The following is a 15,457-nucleotide window of genomic DNA, read 5'->3' as shown; positions in this document are numbered from 1 at the left end:
TTCTGGTTAATATGTTAAAAAATAAAGCCATACTTGTTACCGGCGGTACTGGCTCGTTTGGCAAGAAATTCGTAGAAACTGTTCTTACATCATACCCTGAGATAACCAGATTGGTTATTTATTCTCGTGATGAACTCAAACAGTTCGAAATGTCCCAGCAGTTTTCTTCTCTGGCGTATCCTCAATTGCGTTATTTCATTGGTGATGTCCGTGATCAAGCTCGTTTGATGCGTGCAATGGAGGGAATTGATGTTGTCGTTCATGCTGCTGCTCTTAAGCAGGTTCCGGCAGCTGAATACAATCCAATGGAATGTATTAAAACCAATGTGATGGGTGCCCAAAATGTAATTGATGCCTGTATGTCAAGTCATGTCAAGCAGGTAGTTGCACTCAGTACTGACAAGGCCGCGGCACCGATCAATCTCTACGGAGCCACCAAGCTTTGTTCAGATAAGTTGTTTGTTGCAGCTAATAACATGAAAGGGCACCGGGATCTTAAACTGTCGGTGGTGAGATATGGCAATGTCATGGGAAGTCGGGGGAGTGTTATCCCGTTTTTCCTCAAGAAACGTCAAGAAGGGGTGCTCCCAATTACTGATGAGCGGATGACCCGTTTCAATATCTCGCTGGATGAGGGGGTTGAAATGGTGCTGCGTGCTTTGCAGATTCAGTGGGGCGGGGAGATTTATGTGCCTAAAATTCCAAGCTATCGAATTACTGACGTTGCCCGGGCGATTGCACCCAATTGCCCGCATAAAGTTGTTGGAATTAGGCCTGGTGAGAAATTGCACGAGGAGATGGTAACAGAGACTGACGCTATAAATACGATTGAATTCAAGGATTATTTTGTAATCCTCCCCTCGATGAAGCTCTGGGATGTTAATGGATTTGCTAAGGCATTCGATGGGCAGTTCTGTTCTCCAGGATTTGCATATAATAGCGGTACTAACAATCAATGGTTGTCGGTCGAGGCGATTCGCAAGTTGATCACCCTCCACGTTGATCCTCTTTTTACCTGCGATGGTTTTTAGTATGAAGCCCATCCCCTACGGCCGGCAGGAGATCAGCGCCGCCGACATCGAAGCGGTGGTGGAAGTGCTTCGTTCCGACTGGCTGACCCAGGGGCCGACGGTAGAACGCTTCGAGCAGGCGGTGGCCGGCTACTGCGGTGCCGCCCACGCGGTGGCGGTCAACAGTGCCACCTCGGCCCTGCACATCGCCTGTCTCGCGGCGGGACTCGGTCCCGGCGATCTTCTCTGGACCACACCCAACACCTTTGTCGCCTCGGCTAACTGCGGCCGTTATTGCGGCGCCGCCGTCGACTTCGTCGACATCGATCCGCGCACCTACAACATGAGCGTCTCCCGGCTGGCGGAGAAGCTCGCGCAGGCCGCCCGGGACGGTCGATTGCCGAAGGTGGTGATCCCGGTCCACTTTGCCGGCCAGCCGTGCGAGTTGGCGGAGATTGCCCGGCTGGCGGAGCGGTACGGCTTCACGATCATCGAGGACGCCTCCCACGCGGTGGGGGGGAGCTACCGGCAGGAGAAGATCGGCAACTGCCGCTACTCCGCCATGACGGTCTTCAGTTTTCATCCGGTCAAGATCATCACCACCGGCGAAGGGGGAATGGTCCTTACCAACAGCCCCGAGCTGCACGCCCGGCTGAGCCGGCTCCGCAGCCACGGCATCACCCGCGACCCGGCGCTGATGACCGGCGAGGCCGACGGCCCGTGGTATTATCAGCAGATCGAACTCGGCTTCAACTACCGGATCACCGACATCCAGGCGGCCCTCGGGCTGAGCCAGCTGACGCGGCTCGACGAATTCGTCGCCCGGCGGCACCGATTGGCGGCCCGCTACGACGAAACGCTCCGCGACCTGCCGCTCGACCTCCCCTGGCAGCATCCGGATGGCCATTCCGCCTTCCACCTCTACGTCATCCGCCTCCGGCTCGAACGACTGGCCGCCAGCCGGCGGGAAATCTTCGAGGAACTGCGCCGGCGGGGGATACTGGTCAACCTGCACTACATCCCGGTCCATACTCAGCCCTATTACCGGGCGCTCGGCTTCCGCGACGGCGACTTTCCCGCAGCGGAGCGCTACTACCGCGAAGCGATCACCCTGCCGCTTTATGCCGGCCTCGCCGAGGCGGACCAGGAGCGGGTCATTGCTGCGCTGCGGGAGTGTTGCCGATGAACGTGGCGATTATCCCGGCCCGGGGGGGGAGCAAGCGGATCCCGCGCAAGAACATCAAGCCGTTCGCCGGCAAGCCGATGATCGCCTATTCCATCGAGGCGGCCCTCGAATCCGGTCTGTTCGAGCGGGTCATCGTCTCAACCGACGACCGGGAGATTGCCGACGTGGCCCGCGGTCACGGCGCCGAAGTGCCGTTTATCCGCCCCGCCGAGCTAGCCGACGACTTCGCCGGCACCGACGCCGTCCTGCTTCACGGGCTGCAGTGGTTGGAGGAGCATGCTCGCCGGCCCGATTACTGCTGCTGCATCTATGCCACCGCCCCCTTCGTCCGGAGCGAATATCTCCGCCAGGGGTTCGAACTGCTCTGCCACCACCAAGCCACCTCGGCATTCTCCGTCGCCACCTTTCCCGCGTGCATCTTCCGGGCGCTCAAGCTCAACGACCTTGGCCGGCTGGAGATGATCTGGCCCGAAAACCGGGAGAAGCGCTCCCAGGACCTCGGCGAAGCGTACCACGACGCCGGCCAGTTCTACTGGGTCGACACCGGCAAGTACCTGGCGGAGCGCCGGCTGTTCTCCGCCGATGCCGTGCCGGTACAAATCCCGCGCCACCTGGTCCAGGACATCGATACCCCCGAGGACTGGGAAACCGCCGAACGGATGTACCGGGCCCTCTGCGGCTAAGGGGAGCGTAATGAGCAGTAACGGCAGGCCATCGGTCGTCATACGCTGCGACGCCTCGCTCAGGATCGGCAGCGGTCATGTCATGCGCTGTCTGACCCTGGCCAACCAGTTGGCCCGGCAGGGAGCAACGATCTCTTTCCTCTGCCGGGAGCTGTCGGGGCAACTCGGCGAAGTGATCGCCCAGCACGGCTATCGGGCGATCATGCTCCCGCCGCCGGAGGCAACGCCGGGCTCCGCCGGGGCACCGGAATCCTGGCTCGGCGTCCCCCCTGGTCGCGACGCCGGGGAAACGGCGGCACATCTGCGGGAGCTCCGTCCCGACTGGCTGATCGTCGATCACTACGGGCTCGACGAGGACTGGGAAACACAGCTCCGGCCCCTGGTCGGACGGATCATGGTCATCGACGACCTGGCCGACCGGCGCCACGACTGCGACCTCCTCCTGGACCAGAATTACTACCGCGACGGCGCCAACCGCTACGCCGGGCTGGTTCCCGCACAGTGTCGGCTGTTCCTCGGTCCCCGCTTCGCCCTGCTCCGCGAGGAATTTTATACTGCCCGCCAAGCGCTGGCCGAACGGGACGGCACCATCCGGCGGCTGTTCATCTTTTTCGGCGGTGCCGACGATACCGGTGAAACCGCCAAGGCGCTCGCCGCCCTGGCCGACCGCACAGCAGGGGAAATCCGGGCCGACGTCGTCGTTGGCGCGGCCAACCGGCAACGGCAGGAGATCGAAGAGCGCTGCGCCCGCCTGCCGGGAGTCACCTACCATTGCCAGACTCCCGACATCGCCCGGCTGATGGCCGCAGCCGACTTCGCCTTCGGCGCCGGCGGCACAGCCACCTGGGAACGTTGCTTCCTCGGCCTGCCCGCCGCCGCCACCATCCTCGCCCGGAATCAGCTGGCGGTAGTCGAGGCGGTGGCCGCATACGGCGCCCTCCACAACCTGGGCTGGCATAACGAGGTAACCGGCGACCGACTGGCGACGGAGCTGGCCTGGGCCGTCCGCAATCCTGCCGCGGTCCGCGAGATGGGCCGCCGGGCCCTGGCGCTGATGGGCGACGCCGCCCGGCGGGACAACCCGCTGGTAGCGGCCCTCTGCAAGTAAGGAGAGAACCATGCTGGAACGTAACCGCTGCACCCTGCGGCCCGTTACCGAAGATGATCTGGCGAGACTCCTCGAATGGCGCAACTCCGAACGGATTCGCCTCAACATGTACAGCGACCACCTGATCAGCTGGGAGGAGCATCGGGCTTGGTTTGCCCGGTTGCAGGAATCCGACACGGCCCGGACCCTGCTCTTCGCCGTCGACGGCCGGCCGCTCGGGGTTGTCAACGCTGTCCGAATCGACCGGCGCAACGGCACCTGCTACTGGGGATTCTACCTCGGCGAAACCGATGCCCCCCGCGGCAGCGGCACCGCCATGGGCTACCTCGGCCTCGACTACATCTTCAGCGAACTCGGCCTGCGCAAGGTGATCGGCGAAGCGTTCGCCTTCAACGAGGCGAGCATCGCCTTCCACCGCCGGCTCGGCTTCGTCCAGGAGGGATGTTTCGTTCGCCAGGTGCTGAAAGACGGCGAGTATCACGACATCATCTCCTTCTCCCTGTTCAACGACCAGTGGGAAGCGCACAAACGACACTTCACCCCCTTCGCCCCGGAAGAAGGTACCCCATGAAGCAACAAACCGTCATCGGCAACCGGATCATCGGCGCCGACCAGCCACCATTCGTCATCGCCGAGATGTCAGGCAACCACAACCAGTCCCTCGACCGGGCCCTGGCGATTGTCGATGCGGCCGCCGCGGCAGGTGCCCATGCGCTGAAACTGCAGACCTACACCGCCGACACCATGACCATCGACCTTGACGAAGGGGCATTCCACATCGGCGATCCGAACAGCCTCTGGCAGGGGACCTCGCTCTACAAACTCTACCAGGAAGCCCACACCCCCTGGGAATGGCACGCGCCGATCTTCGCCCGCTGCCGGGAGCGGGGACTCATCTGCTTCAGTACCCCCTTCGACGAAACGGCAGTCGAGTTCCTCGAAACGCTCAATGTGCCGTGCTACAAGATCGCCTCCTTCGAGAACACCGATCTGCCGCTGATCCGCAAGGTGGCGGCCACCGGCAAGCCGATGATCATCTCGACCGGCATGGCGACGGTGGCCGAACTGGACGAAACGGTCCGCGTCGCCCGGGAAGCCGGCTGCCCGGGGCTTATTCTGCTCAAGTGCACCAGCACCTACCCGGCAACGCCGGCCAACACCAATATTCGTACCATCCCCCACCTGCGCGAGCTGTTCGGCTGCGAAGCCGGGCTCTCCGACCACACCATGGGGACGGGAGTGGCGGTCGCCGCCGTCGCCCTGGGGGCCACGGTGATCGAAAAGCACTTCACCCTTCGCCGGGCCGACGGTGGGGTGGACGCGGCCTTCTCGCTGGAGCCGGAAGAACTGCAGTCGCTGGTGGTGGAGACGGAGCGTGCCTGGCAGGCGCTGGGGGGAATCAGTTACGGACCGACCGAGGGGGAGAAACCGTCACTTGCTTATAGGCGTTCTCTGTATGTTATAAAGGATATGAAGGCTGGTGAGGAGTTTACTCGTGATAATGTTCGGGCCATCAGGCCAGGATATGGTTTGCCGCCAAAATTTATTTATATTTTACTTGGTAAGTCAGTGCAGAAAGACATTCAGCGGGGAACTCCCGTTTCTTTTGATCTGTTTTGAAAATTGGTAATCAAACATCCCTATTGGTACGAACGTAAATGTTTGGTTGCAATATTAAGTTGTGTAACATTAAAATATTTTTTAAGTGATAATATATGAATAGGTTTGACAGAAAATGTATTTGCGAAAGCATGGTTAATATAATACTTAGAGGGCTAACTTTAGTTAGCAAGTTCTTTTTGTTAGTATATCTTGCTAAGGTGCTAGATCCTATCGATATTGGAATTTACGGTTTATTTACAGCTACAGTCAGTTATTCACACTATTTGTTGGGTCTAGACTTTTATACTTATGCACAACGCGAAATGCTGTCTATTCGTAAAGATTTATGGGGTAAACTCATTCTAAACCAATTTGCTTTTTACGGAAGTGTGTATCTTGTTATGTTGCCGTTTTTATTGTTAGTGTTCTTGACAGGATTGCTTCCTTGGCATATCGCTGGATGGTTTTATTTGGTTTTGAGCCTTGAGCATATATCGCAAGAGTTATGTAGATTGTTAGTTATATGTTCAAGGGTTACATTAGCTAATGTAACTCTGTTTTTTCGCGGAGGTGCTTGGGTATATGTAGTGGTGACACTTTTCAAATTCAAGCACGAAACCCAAGGACTAACTGCTATCTGGATTGGATGGTCGATTGGTGTTGCTCTTAGTATTGTATTAGGTTTTTGGGGAGTTATTAATGTGGTTGGAAGGTCCCAAATAGGTAATCATATTGATTGGTCATGGATTAGGCGGGGTTTTAAAGTGGCTATACAATTTTTACTTGGTACGTTAGCATTGCGTGGTTTGTTTACATTCGATCGTTATTTCCTGGATTTATTTTCAGGAAAAGCTGTTGTTGGAATTTATAGTTTTTTTATGAGCATAGCTAATGCACTCCAATCATTTGCTGATGCTGGTGTAATATCCAGGCACTATCCTCTTATAGTGTCAGCATACCGTACCGATAGATTAGATGAATATAAACATCATTTAAAAAATTTGGCAGTTGGTATTGTTGTTTTATTTATTCTATTTATTGTGGGATTATTTTCAATTATACAGCCTATTCTTAATTATATAGGAAGGGAAGTATATTCCGAGCATATAACAATACTCTGGGTTCTTATAATTGCAGTTGGTATATACAGTATTAGTATGGTTCCACACTATGCATTATATTCACGTAAAGCAGATCGATCAATTGCAATTGTGAGTATTATATCAGTATTAATATTTATAGCATTTTCTATGTGGTTAACTCCTCAATATGGTGCGAATGGCATGGCAATATCGGTATTAATTGGCATGTGTTGTCTTTGCTTGTTAAAGATCGCAATTTTGAGTTTTCTAAATCGTAACAATGTTTATAAGGAGTTATGTAATGATTGAAATTATCATAAATAAAATAGCAATTGTATTGGTGATTTTAAGCATATCTTTTTATTCGATAACGTTGTGCTTAGCTGATGATTACCAATTAGAAAAAGTATCTGTAAATAGTTTACAAAGTTTAAAAGATGCATTAATGAACGAATCCAAAAAGAATAAAATAATAGTTATTAATACCAAAATTGATATTGATAATGTTACTATACCAGTAGATAGAATTGTTGAAGTTGCAAAAGATGGTTCTTTTACATGTTCTAAGCAAAGTAAATTTATAATTCTTGGGAAATTTTTAGCACCTATTAAACATATATTTTATGGGGAAGGGCAAGTAATTTTTGGGAATAATTCTATTTCCGAAGACTATCCTGAATGGTGGGGTGATGATAATAGTGCCAATCAAAGGGCTGTTAATTCATTTTACAGGACTAGATGGAGGAAAAACAAAGTTTACGATGGTATAAATATCTCTATTCCTAACGATAGAGAGCTTGTTATTGATGGTGTATTACAACTGCCTAGGAATTCTGTTTCTGGATCAGTTATTTTAAAGAATTCAGATCCTATCAATGGTAACAATAATATTAAGATTGTTGGGGAGGGGACATTAAGCGGGAATAAGTTACAGCAATATGGAAATGATACAAGGCATATGCTTGTACATTTCAATAACTGTACAAATACAGAGTTTGCAGTGAAGAATGTAGTAGGCAACTATTTTCCAATAAATATTTCAGCAAAATATACCGGAGCTCTAATATTAGTTGAAAATTCCAGGAATATTTCCATCCATGACTCTTCTGGCACGGATTATGGTAGGGAATGTTTTTGGTTAAAAAATTGTGATGACTCATATATGATAAATTTGAAAGCAATTGGTGGTAATGACAGTTGGAGTGGGTTCCAATTCTCAGGTAAAAATAATATCGCGCATAGACTTTATTCAGAAAACGCTGGTGCATCAGGAGTGTCATTTGATTGTAAGGATTCACAATTGGATGATGTAACAGTAAAAAATAACAGATATTTCCATGGGATTAATTTTGGGCACCCAAATGCACCCGCAACTAATGTGCTAGCGAAGAATTTAAATTCTTACAATGCTAAGCAATATGGTATTTCTATAGTTAATGGGTCATCAGGAATCGTATTGAATAATTCTGCTGTTTATAAGGCAGGATCGCATTGCTATAATATTTCAGCAAACGCAACAAATGTTAACATAGAAAATTGTATTGCCGCAAATTGTGGGGGGAATGGTATTAATGTTTATGATGCTTACGTGGTGGTTAGATCTACTACTATTACTAATAATATGAATTATGGGGTTAGCGTTGAAAATGGCACCGCGGTCCTTGTTGATAATTCTTTTAATGGTAATTTGAAAGGTCAGATTTTAAGGCGCAAAGCTGGAAATGTTGAATATAATTAGCTTGTTAACTGTTTGCAATCTAATAAGATTTTATGTTGGGGTTTGTTGTGTATGTTATTTAAAAATGGTTATATTGTTTTTGTAGTGCAAAATGAGACTCACCTACGAAATTTTCAGGCGATAATTGATGATTTAATTTTAAAAGGTGTACCACGCGACATAATCAAATATATATCTTTAGATTCGGTAACTGGTCAGTCAGTTTGCAACAATGTAAGCAATGTTGATGTAATAGGATTGCCCATTAAGCATCCTATTAATTTTTATTTGTCTGGCAAGATAAGGAGGATGTTGTGGTTAATATATAACTATAAATTTATTGCGGCGTTAGGAAAGAACATTAAAGTGCTTGTCATGGGGAATGATGGCGCTATTCAAAGAATTCTGTTGAGAAGAGTAAAATGTCAAAATGGTTTTTCTATATTGCTTTTGGATGGGTTATTGTTCCCATGGCAATTTTCATTCTCTATTAAATCTATATCAAGGTATTTAAAAAAATATTTATTTGTTTTAGGTGAATTACTTAATGTTGATTGGCTTTTACCTTCACACGTTGGGCATTCTTCAGTTGATCAAATTTATGTTATGGATGATTATGTTAAAAAAGTTTTAACAGCCCAGGTTAATAAAGAAATTCAAACTATAATCCTTCCGAGGATTCGATCGTTAGTTTCAGAGTACTGCCAATGTAGAGAACATAGTGGATTTAATGTGTTATACATAACAAGCGCTTTTATCTGGCATGGTGAAGTAGATCTAGCTAAAAAGCAATGGATGGATATTGTTGATCTGAGTGAATATGCGTATAACCACCCAGATGTAAATTTTAGAATACGAGTCCATCCACGAGAGTCACAAGATGAATATTTGAAATTTGCTTACCCGCCAAATGTTAATTTGAGTTTTAAAGAAAATTTACTTCTTGATGATTTATCATGGGCTACAGTGGTTGTCACATCTGTCTCAACTGTTGCGTATGAAGCTAAACAGTTAAATTTGCCTGTATTGATATATACTAAGAATATTGACCTTGCTCGAAACTCCATTTTTAGTGATGACGACTATTACATAAAGTCAAACGACATTAGTATATTGGGGCTGATTACACCAGACAGAGATGTAGTTATGCATTCATATGAAAATACTGACGGAGTAAATGTTGTGGTCGATAAGATTCTTGAAGGTTATTTTATGATTTAACCGGTCAATAACTATTGTGAAAAGTATTATATCTAGAACAGACCATATTTTTATTATTATATTTGCTATTGTTGTAGCACTGCCAGGTTATTTTTTTGTTAGCGTAAATGACGATGGGCAATCTGTAGATAGTGTTTTCAGGTTTATAGTGATATTGGTAATATTGACATTATTATTATTTAGATTGTTGTTAATTAGAAGAATTGCTATTCCAAAATTGATTGTACCAATATTCATTTTTGTTATATTTGGTTTAATAGTATCGATTATAAAAAACCCTTATATTGCATATACCCCAACAGGGGTACGTTGGTTTATTTATGGGACAATAGTGGTCTTGTTTTATAATATCAAAGAATCAGTATATTTGTTAAATAAATATTTTATATTGACATTTGTAATATATGCCCTTTCGGCACTTGTTGATTTATTAACTGGCCGTAGTATGAATATTAATTCTGCTATGCGAGTTGTTGGATCAGTAGGTAGTGCTCCTGGTTTGGCAAGTGCAATATATGTAACAGCAGTGGGTTGCATTTTCTTTAATTATAATAAGCTTGCTAGAACTATTTTAATTGCTTTTCTAGCTTTTGTGACAATACTGCTAACAAAAACTAGGTTTATATTAATTGTATTTGTTGTTTTTGTGTTAATATATTTGCTGACAGTGTCAAGAACTAGGCGTAAATCTATTGGCATGTTTATCGTTGTTACGATATTTATTTTGGCCGCTTTTTATATTTTTCGATTGTCTGATTTAAGTCACAGATTTATATTTAATTCAAATGAGTTGCAATCTGATTCATCGACTATATTTAGACTATTGATATTGGACACAGTTTGGTCACAGTTTCGTTTTGTTGATATTTTTACCGGATTGGGCCTAGGTGACTTTTCCTTATGGTTTGAAAAAATGACCGGATTTGTTGGTGTAGGCCCACACTTTGAGATATTATGGTTATTTACTGAAACTGGTATTGTTGGGATGTTGTTATATTTTGTTGGTTATTATATTTTTCTTGTAAAATCATACCAACGATGTGTCAATAATTTTGACAAGAGGCTGTTTTTTTTAACATTTGTTTTGATAGTTAGTATGCAAACAAGTTTACAGTTTTCAAATCCAACATATTTTTATCAAGTAATGATTCCAATTTTTATGACAATAGGTGCTTTTTTGAATTATACAAAAAAATCACAAGTTAATACAATAAGCGGTTAGTTTATCGTGATAAAATTGAATCAAGATGGGTGCCTATGAATTCTCAACATAATAAGAAGTCATATAAAGATATTTGTCCTAGCGGTGGAGATACTGGAGCTACTCTTAACCTTCATAAGCGATTGTCTATTCTGACTAAATATATTACTTTGCCAAATGCTAGAGTATTGGATGCTGGGTGTGGTAGTGGACAATATTTAGTTAGCTTACTTGGGTTAGGAGTTGACGCTTGGGGGGTTGAATATTTTGATAATAAAGTGAATATATTCAGGAAGGCTAATCCTGAGTATGCTTCAAGAATTTTATGTGGGGACATTAGTGTTCTTCCGTTCCCTGATAACAATTTTGATGTCGTTTTGCTGAATGAAGTATTAGAGCATGTTCCGAATATTGAGGCTTCTCTTGCAGAAATAAATCGTGTGTTGAAACAGGACGGCGTTTTAGTCGTTTTTTCACCGAACCGTTTTTACCCATTTGAAACACATGAGGTTAGATTGAAACTACTTGGAATTAAAATCCCTCATGCTTTTCCAGGAATTCCTTACTTACCGTTATTTATTGGTACGAAGTTGTTTGATTATGAAGCAAGAAATTTCTGGCCACATCAGTTAATTAATTTGTTGAACTGTAACAGTTTTACTGTTATTGACACAAATTTTATAGTTCAAACATTTGAAAACATCTCAGGCCACCAGCCGAAATTAGTTAAATGTGTAACTCCAATTTTACGTAAATTATTTTCTTTGATGGAATTAATCCCTTTTGTTAGAGCAATATTTAGCGTGTCGCAAATTTGCGTTGCTAAACGTTTTAATGATATTGTTGGACAGTGATATAATTGCAATGATTACCTTTAGACATTCCTTTGATAGAAATTTTAAGCTTCCGAGGCTTAACACGTTTTTAAACCCATATTCGTATTTGATTGCACGTAAATCACCAGAGTTATTTAATAAGTTCAATATTTATCCTGACGGGATCGCATTAGTTGTTTTTTTGCGTCTATTCCTTTTATATAAATGCGAACGTCAAAGTTTTGATATGACTTCGTTGGCACGCGTTGTTTTTGAATCAGCGGAGCAGCAAGGTAAATCGGTTTATTTGATAGGTACGGAAGATAGATATATTATCGAGGCAGTGAGTAATATTTCCCATATGTATTCTAATCTGAATATTTGTGGTTTTCGCAACGGCTTTTTTTACGATCAAAACGATAGGTCCGAGGCTTTAAACGACATTTATGTGATGTCCCCAGATATTGTCGTTGTCGGTATGGGAACTCCTGCGCAAGAGCAGTTTCTTTATGATTTATGGCGTATTGGTTGGAGAGGAATTGGCTTTACTTGTGGCGGATTTTTTCACCAATCAGCGAAGTCGTTAGATTATTATCCCTGCTGGATGGATAAGTTGCATCTTCGTTGGCTTTATCGGATATTTGATGAGCCGAAGCTCTTTAAACGCTATGCATTTCAGTATCCTAGATTTATTTGGTATTTTACGTTAGACTGTATCTCCTGTTATTTGCAAAATCGATAGCTAAGATTATTTTTTATTAGAATTGTTTTTAATTGGTTTTTTGTATGCTCAAGCAGCAAGCACGGCTGTTTAAAAAAATAGCGGTAACTCTTGATTTATGCGCTCTGGTAGTTGCCTTCGCCTTTGCTTACTATTTGCGAGCATTGGAGACGACGCTTCCTTCTGTCTGGCACTACCTGTGGGCGCTACTGATCATTGTTCCGGTATGGCTGTTCCTGTTGACCCGTTTTAGTATGTACGACTCCCTTCGGACGCTGACCTTTGGCCAGATCTTGTCCAAGCTCCTCCAGGTTCAAATTTTCGGCGGCATGCTAACTTCGTCGCTTCTGTTCCTCGCCCAACCACAAGATTTTAGACGCCGTTTCTTCTCGTACTTTCTTATCGTTTCCTTTTTACTCATCACTGGAGAGAAGGTTGGAATCAAGCTGTTGTTGGGCGCGATGCGCCGGCGGGGGTACAACACCCGGAATCTATTGATCGTTGGTACCGGTCGAAAGGGAATTGATTTTGCGGAGGTTGTTGAGCGTCATGCCGACTGGGGGCTGAAGATTGTCGGTTTTATTACCTGCCTCGAAGAGCGGCCGCAAGATGACAGCCCCAAATATGACGTCCTTGGGGGACTTGACGACCTTTGCACGGTGTGTAAGTCCCACTTCGTCGACGATGTAGTATTCTGCCTTCCTCACCGCTCTGAAGGGATAATAGAAACACATCTCAAGGATATGGGGGAAATGGGGATCAATGTCCGAATGGTGCTCGACTCTTTTATTGCCGACGGTTCGCGCCGGGAGTTGAGCCTGTTTCATAATACCATACCGATGATCACCTTTTACAGCCGTCCTTTCGATGCCGGCCAGCTTTTTTTGAAGCGTTGCCTTGATTTAGCCGGTGCCGCGGTCGGATTGTTGATTACCGGCCTGTTCACTCCTTTCATTGCGTTGGCAATCAAGCTGGAATCGCCGGGACCACTCTTGTTTGGGCAGGAGCGGGTTGGGATGAACGGGCGGGTTTTCACCTGTTGGAAATTCCGTTCGATGTACGTCGATGCCGAAGAACGAAAACAAGAACTGATGCATCTCAACGAGATGCAGGGGGCAATTTTCAAGATCAAGAATGACCCCCGGGTGACGCGGGTGGGGGCGTTCTTGCGCAAGACGAGTCTGGATGAGCTCCCCCAGTTCTGGAACGTGCTGATGGGGGAGATGAGTCTGGTCGGTACCCGGCCGCCGACGCCTGCTGAGGTGGCGGAATATGAAAACTGGCATCGGCGACGCATTTCGATGAAGCCTGGGATAACCGGTCTCTGGCAGGTAAGCGGGCGGAACCAGATCAACGAATTCGATGAAATTGTTCGTCTGGATTTGCGCTATATCGACCAGTGGAGTATCTGGCTCGATATCAAACTGATCTTTAAGACAATTTTAGTAGTCTTCTACGGCCGGGGAGCGTGCTGAACATGATGAGGTCCTGTTCGTATCTTGTGCTAGCGGCCCTGCTGCTGTTCGGTTTTGCTGGTACGAGCTGGGGCCTTGCTTCCAACAATATTCCTCTCGATAGTCCTGTCTACCAATATCTCGATAAACTCGCCGGATTTGGCCTGATTACGTCAGAGGTCAAAGGAATCCGCCCTTATGCCAAAGCGGAGGCCGCCCGTTTGCTTACGGAAGCGGAAATGAACCTGCCGCGACTGGAGGGGGGCGGTGCAGCTTTTGCTGGACAGTTGATTGCCCGCCTGCGAGAACTGATCCCGCGTGAGGCAAACTTGAGGGCGGCGCCGGAACGAGCCCCCTGGTTTGATGCTAATCCACTTGCTTCTGCCCGGTTACGCTATGTTTACCTCGATGGGGTACCGCGGGATTATACCCGTGATGTCTACGACCCCGCCAACCAGTCCGCTTTTGGCTTCATCGGTGGCAATCTGCGGCCACAAAGTCCTGCTATTGTTCATAAAAGCGGTTCCGAGGGAACCCCGCTGCAGGAGAACAACGAAGGGGTTAATTACGGCCGTGGGAACAACGGCGAATTCCGTTGGGATATGGAGGGGTTCGTCAAAGATAAAGTCTCACTCCTGGTTGAGCCGCTCCTGCTTGCCACTCCCGGGATGAAGCGACTGGCCCTCCAGAAAGGGTATGTAAAGATCGGCAGCGGGGGCTTGGAGCTTGAGGCTGGCCGTGATGCCAATTGGTTCGGCCCGGGGTACCGCGGCGCGCTTACGCTGACGGACAATGCGAAAAACTTTGATCTGATTAAGCTTTCCAGCCCGGAGCCGCTGGATGTGGCCTGGGTAAAAAAATATCTGGGTGACTTCAAGTATGCGGCAATTTTTTCCCGTTTCAATGAAACTGGTACTGGTGCCAATCTCCGTCGACCTTATTTTGTCGGCATCAAACTGGCGCTGAAACCGAAGCCGTGGTTCGAGATCGGCGCGAATTTCGTTCGCCAGGAAGGCGGGCCGGGATTTTCTGGCAGCACCAGTATTCAAGATCTCATTTTTGGCGGCGGCTATACCAACAAAAGTAATACCATCGCTGGGATCGATCTCCGGTTCAAGCTCCCGTGGCTGCGCGACTCAGAGCTTTACGGCGAGTACGTCGGGGAGGATTCAGCCCTGTTCTGGCCTTTTGTCGAGAGCTATCTTGCCGGCTTTTATATCCCGCGACTGACGGCGTCAGGCCAGGACGATCTCCGTTTCGAGTATTTCTGGGGGCATCAGTTGCTGTATTCTGACGGTAAATTTCCTGATGGCTATACCTACGATGGGATGAGTCCCGGTCATTCCCAGGGGGGCGGCGCCCAGGAATTTTTCGTCCGCTATTCCCACTGGTTTTCGGTGCGCAATAGCGTGGCCCTTGAATACATCCACGGCGATCGGGGGAAGGTTGGTAAGATTGCGCCACAGAAGACGGAATACCGGAACGGGGCGAGATTTTTCTGGGATTTACCGGTTTATGGTGATATTGATGCAGAGATTATGTACGGTTGGGAGCGGATTAACAATCTCAACTTGGTCGAGGGTGTCAACCGGAGTAATCAGCTGGTGAGATTCGATCTGCGTTATCGTTATTAATAAGACAAGGGCTGGCTGGCCAC

14 protein-coding genes are annotated in these 15,457 nt (G+C 47.3%); all 14 read left to right on the top strand.

Annotation, left to right across the window (positions count from 1 at the left end):
- The first annotated feature begins 11 nt into the window (after positions 1-11).
- The 14 genes from pseB to QMN23_RS12025 all read left to right on the top strand — a co-directional run bounded on the left by pseB (position 12) and on the right by QMN23_RS12025 (position 15,434).
- Entirely contained in the window at positions 12-1,031 is a 1,020-nt protein-coding gene (gene pseB, locus QMN23_RS12090; protein ID WP_281999569.1) for a UDP-N-acetylglucosamine 4,6-dehydratase (inverting), read from the top strand.
- A 1-nt stretch (position 1,032) separates the two neighbouring features.
- On the top strand, positions 1,033-2,196 hold the full coding sequence (pseC, locus tag QMN23_RS12085) for a UDP-4-amino-4,6-dideoxy-N-acetyl-beta-L-altrosamine transaminase (protein WP_281999568.1): 1,164 nt from the start codon (positions 1,033-1,035) through the stop codon (positions 2,194-2,196).
- On the top strand, positions 2,193-2,879 hold the full coding sequence (gene pseF, locus QMN23_RS12080) for a pseudaminic acid cytidylyltransferase (RefSeq protein WP_281999566.1): 687 nt from the start codon (positions 2,193-2,195) through the stop codon (positions 2,877-2,879). Before pseC ends, pseF begins: the two co-directional genes overlap by 4 nt.
- Before the next feature lie 10 nt (positions 2,880-2,889).
- On the top strand, positions 2,890-3,987 hold the full coding sequence (gene pseG / locus QMN23_RS12075) for a UDP-2,4-diacetamido-2,4,6-trideoxy-beta-L-altropyranose hydrolase (protein WP_281999564.1): 1,098 nt from the start codon (positions 2,890-2,892) through the stop codon (positions 3,985-3,987).
- Between the two features lie 10 nt (positions 3,988-3,997).
- Positions 3,998-4,558: a UDP-4-amino-4,6-dideoxy-N-acetyl-beta-L-altrosamine N-acetyltransferase gene (gene pseH, locus QMN23_RS12070; protein WP_281999563.1), complete on the top strand. Its 561-nt coding sequence runs from the start codon at positions 3,998-4,000 to the stop codon at positions 4,556-4,558.
- Positions 4,555-5,607, top strand: a complete 1,053-nt coding sequence (pseI, locus tag QMN23_RS12065) for a pseudaminic acid synthase (protein WP_281999561.1) — start codon at positions 4,555-4,557, stop codon at positions 5,605-5,607. Before pseH ends, pseI begins: the two co-directional genes overlap by 4 nt.
- Before the next feature lie 95 nt (positions 5,608-5,702).
- Positions 5,703-6,980 carry a polysaccharide biosynthesis C-terminal domain-containing protein gene (locus tag QMN23_RS12060; RefSeq protein ID WP_281999560.1) on the top strand — a complete coding sequence of 426 codons (1,278 nt, stop codon included), beginning with the start codon at positions 5,703-5,705 and terminating at the stop codon, positions 6,978-6,980.
- Entirely contained in the window at positions 6,973-8,409 is a 1,437-nt protein-coding gene (locus QMN23_RS12055; protein ID WP_281999558.1) for a right-handed parallel beta-helix repeat-containing protein, read from the top strand. The genes QMN23_RS12060 and QMN23_RS12055 overlap by 8 nt, the downstream gene beginning before the upstream one ends.
- 51 nt (positions 8,410-8,460) lie before the next feature.
- Positions 8,461-9,609, top strand: coding sequence for a hypothetical protein (locus QMN23_RS12050; RefSeq protein WP_281999556.1), 1,149 nt, complete (start codon positions 8,461-8,463; stop codon positions 9,607-9,609).
- Between the two features lie 16 nt (positions 9,610-9,625).
- Positions 9,626-10,831, top strand: coding sequence for an O-antigen ligase family protein (locus QMN23_RS12045; protein ID WP_281999555.1), 1,206 nt, complete (start codon positions 9,626-9,628; stop codon positions 10,829-10,831).
- A 35-nt stretch (positions 10,832-10,866) separates the two neighbouring features.
- Complete coding sequence (locus tag QMN23_RS12040) at positions 10,867-11,664, top strand: class I SAM-dependent methyltransferase (RefSeq protein WP_281999554.1); 798 nt, start codon at positions 10,867-10,869, stop codon at positions 11,662-11,664.
- Complete coding sequence (locus QMN23_RS12035; RefSeq protein ID WP_281999552.1) at positions 11,654-12,367, top strand: WecB/TagA/CpsF family glycosyltransferase; 714 nt, start codon at positions 11,654-11,656, stop codon at positions 12,365-12,367. The genes QMN23_RS12040 and QMN23_RS12035 overlap by 11 nt, the downstream gene beginning before the upstream one ends.
- 44 nt (positions 12,368-12,411) lie before the next feature.
- On the top strand, positions 12,412-13,821 hold the full coding sequence (locus tag QMN23_RS12030) for a sugar transferase (RefSeq protein WP_281999551.1): 1,410 nt from the start codon (positions 12,412-12,414) through the stop codon (positions 13,819-13,821).
- A 2-nt stretch (positions 13,822-13,823) separates the two neighbouring features.
- On the top strand, positions 13,824-15,434 hold the full coding sequence (locus QMN23_RS12025; RefSeq protein WP_281999550.1) for a capsule assembly Wzi family protein: 1,611 nt from the start codon (positions 13,824-13,826) through the stop codon (positions 15,432-15,434).
- Positions 15,435-15,457: the final 23 nt, after the last annotated feature.

The sequence above is a fragment of the Geotalea uraniireducens genome (assembly GCF_027943965.1).
Classification (GTDB): Bacteria; Desulfobacterota; Desulfuromonadia; order Geobacterales; family Geobacteraceae; genus Geobacter; species Geobacter uraniireducens.
Note: the sequence above shows the minus strand (reverse complement) of the source record. Positions and strands in the feature narration are given on the sequence as shown.

Coding starts and splice junctions, on each gene's coding strand:
- pseB (WP_281999569.1), top strand. CDS start 12: ATGTTAAAAAATAAAGCCATACTTGTTACCGGCGGTACTGGCTCGTTT.
- pseC (WP_281999568.1), top strand. CDS start 1,033: ATGAAGCCCATCCCCTACGGCCGGCAGGAGATCAGCGCCGCCGACATC.
- pseF (WP_281999566.1), top strand. CDS start 2,193: ATGAACGTGGCGATTATCCCGGCCCGGGGGGGGAGCAAGCGGATCCCG.
- pseG (WP_281999564.1), top strand. CDS start 2,890: ATGAGCAGTAACGGCAGGCCATCGGTCGTCATACGCTGCGACGCCTCG.
- pseH (WP_281999563.1), top strand. CDS start 3,998: ATGCTGGAACGTAACCGCTGCACCCTGCGGCCCGTTACCGAAGATGAT.
- pseI (WP_281999561.1), top strand. CDS start 4,555: ATGAAGCAACAAACCGTCATCGGCAACCGGATCATCGGCGCCGACCAG.
- QMN23_RS12060 (WP_281999560.1), top strand. CDS start 5,703: ATGAATAGGTTTGACAGAAAATGTATTTGCGAAAGCATGGTTAATATA.
- QMN23_RS12055 (WP_281999558.1), top strand. CDS start 6,973: ATGATTGAAATTATCATAAATAAAATAGCAATTGTATTGGTGATTTTA.
- QMN23_RS12050 (WP_281999556.1), top strand. CDS start 8,461: ATGTTATTTAAAAATGGTTATATTGTTTTTGTAGTGCAAAATGAGACT.
- QMN23_RS12040 (WP_281999554.1), top strand. CDS start 10,867: ATGAATTCTCAACATAATAAGAAGTCATATAAAGATATTTGTCCTAGC.
- QMN23_RS12030 (WP_281999551.1), top strand. CDS start 12,412: ATGCTCAAGCAGCAAGCACGGCTGTTTAAAAAAATAGCGGTAACTCTT.
- QMN23_RS12025 (WP_281999550.1), top strand. CDS start 13,824: ATGATGAGGTCCTGTTCGTATCTTGTGCTAGCGGCCCTGCTGCTGTTC.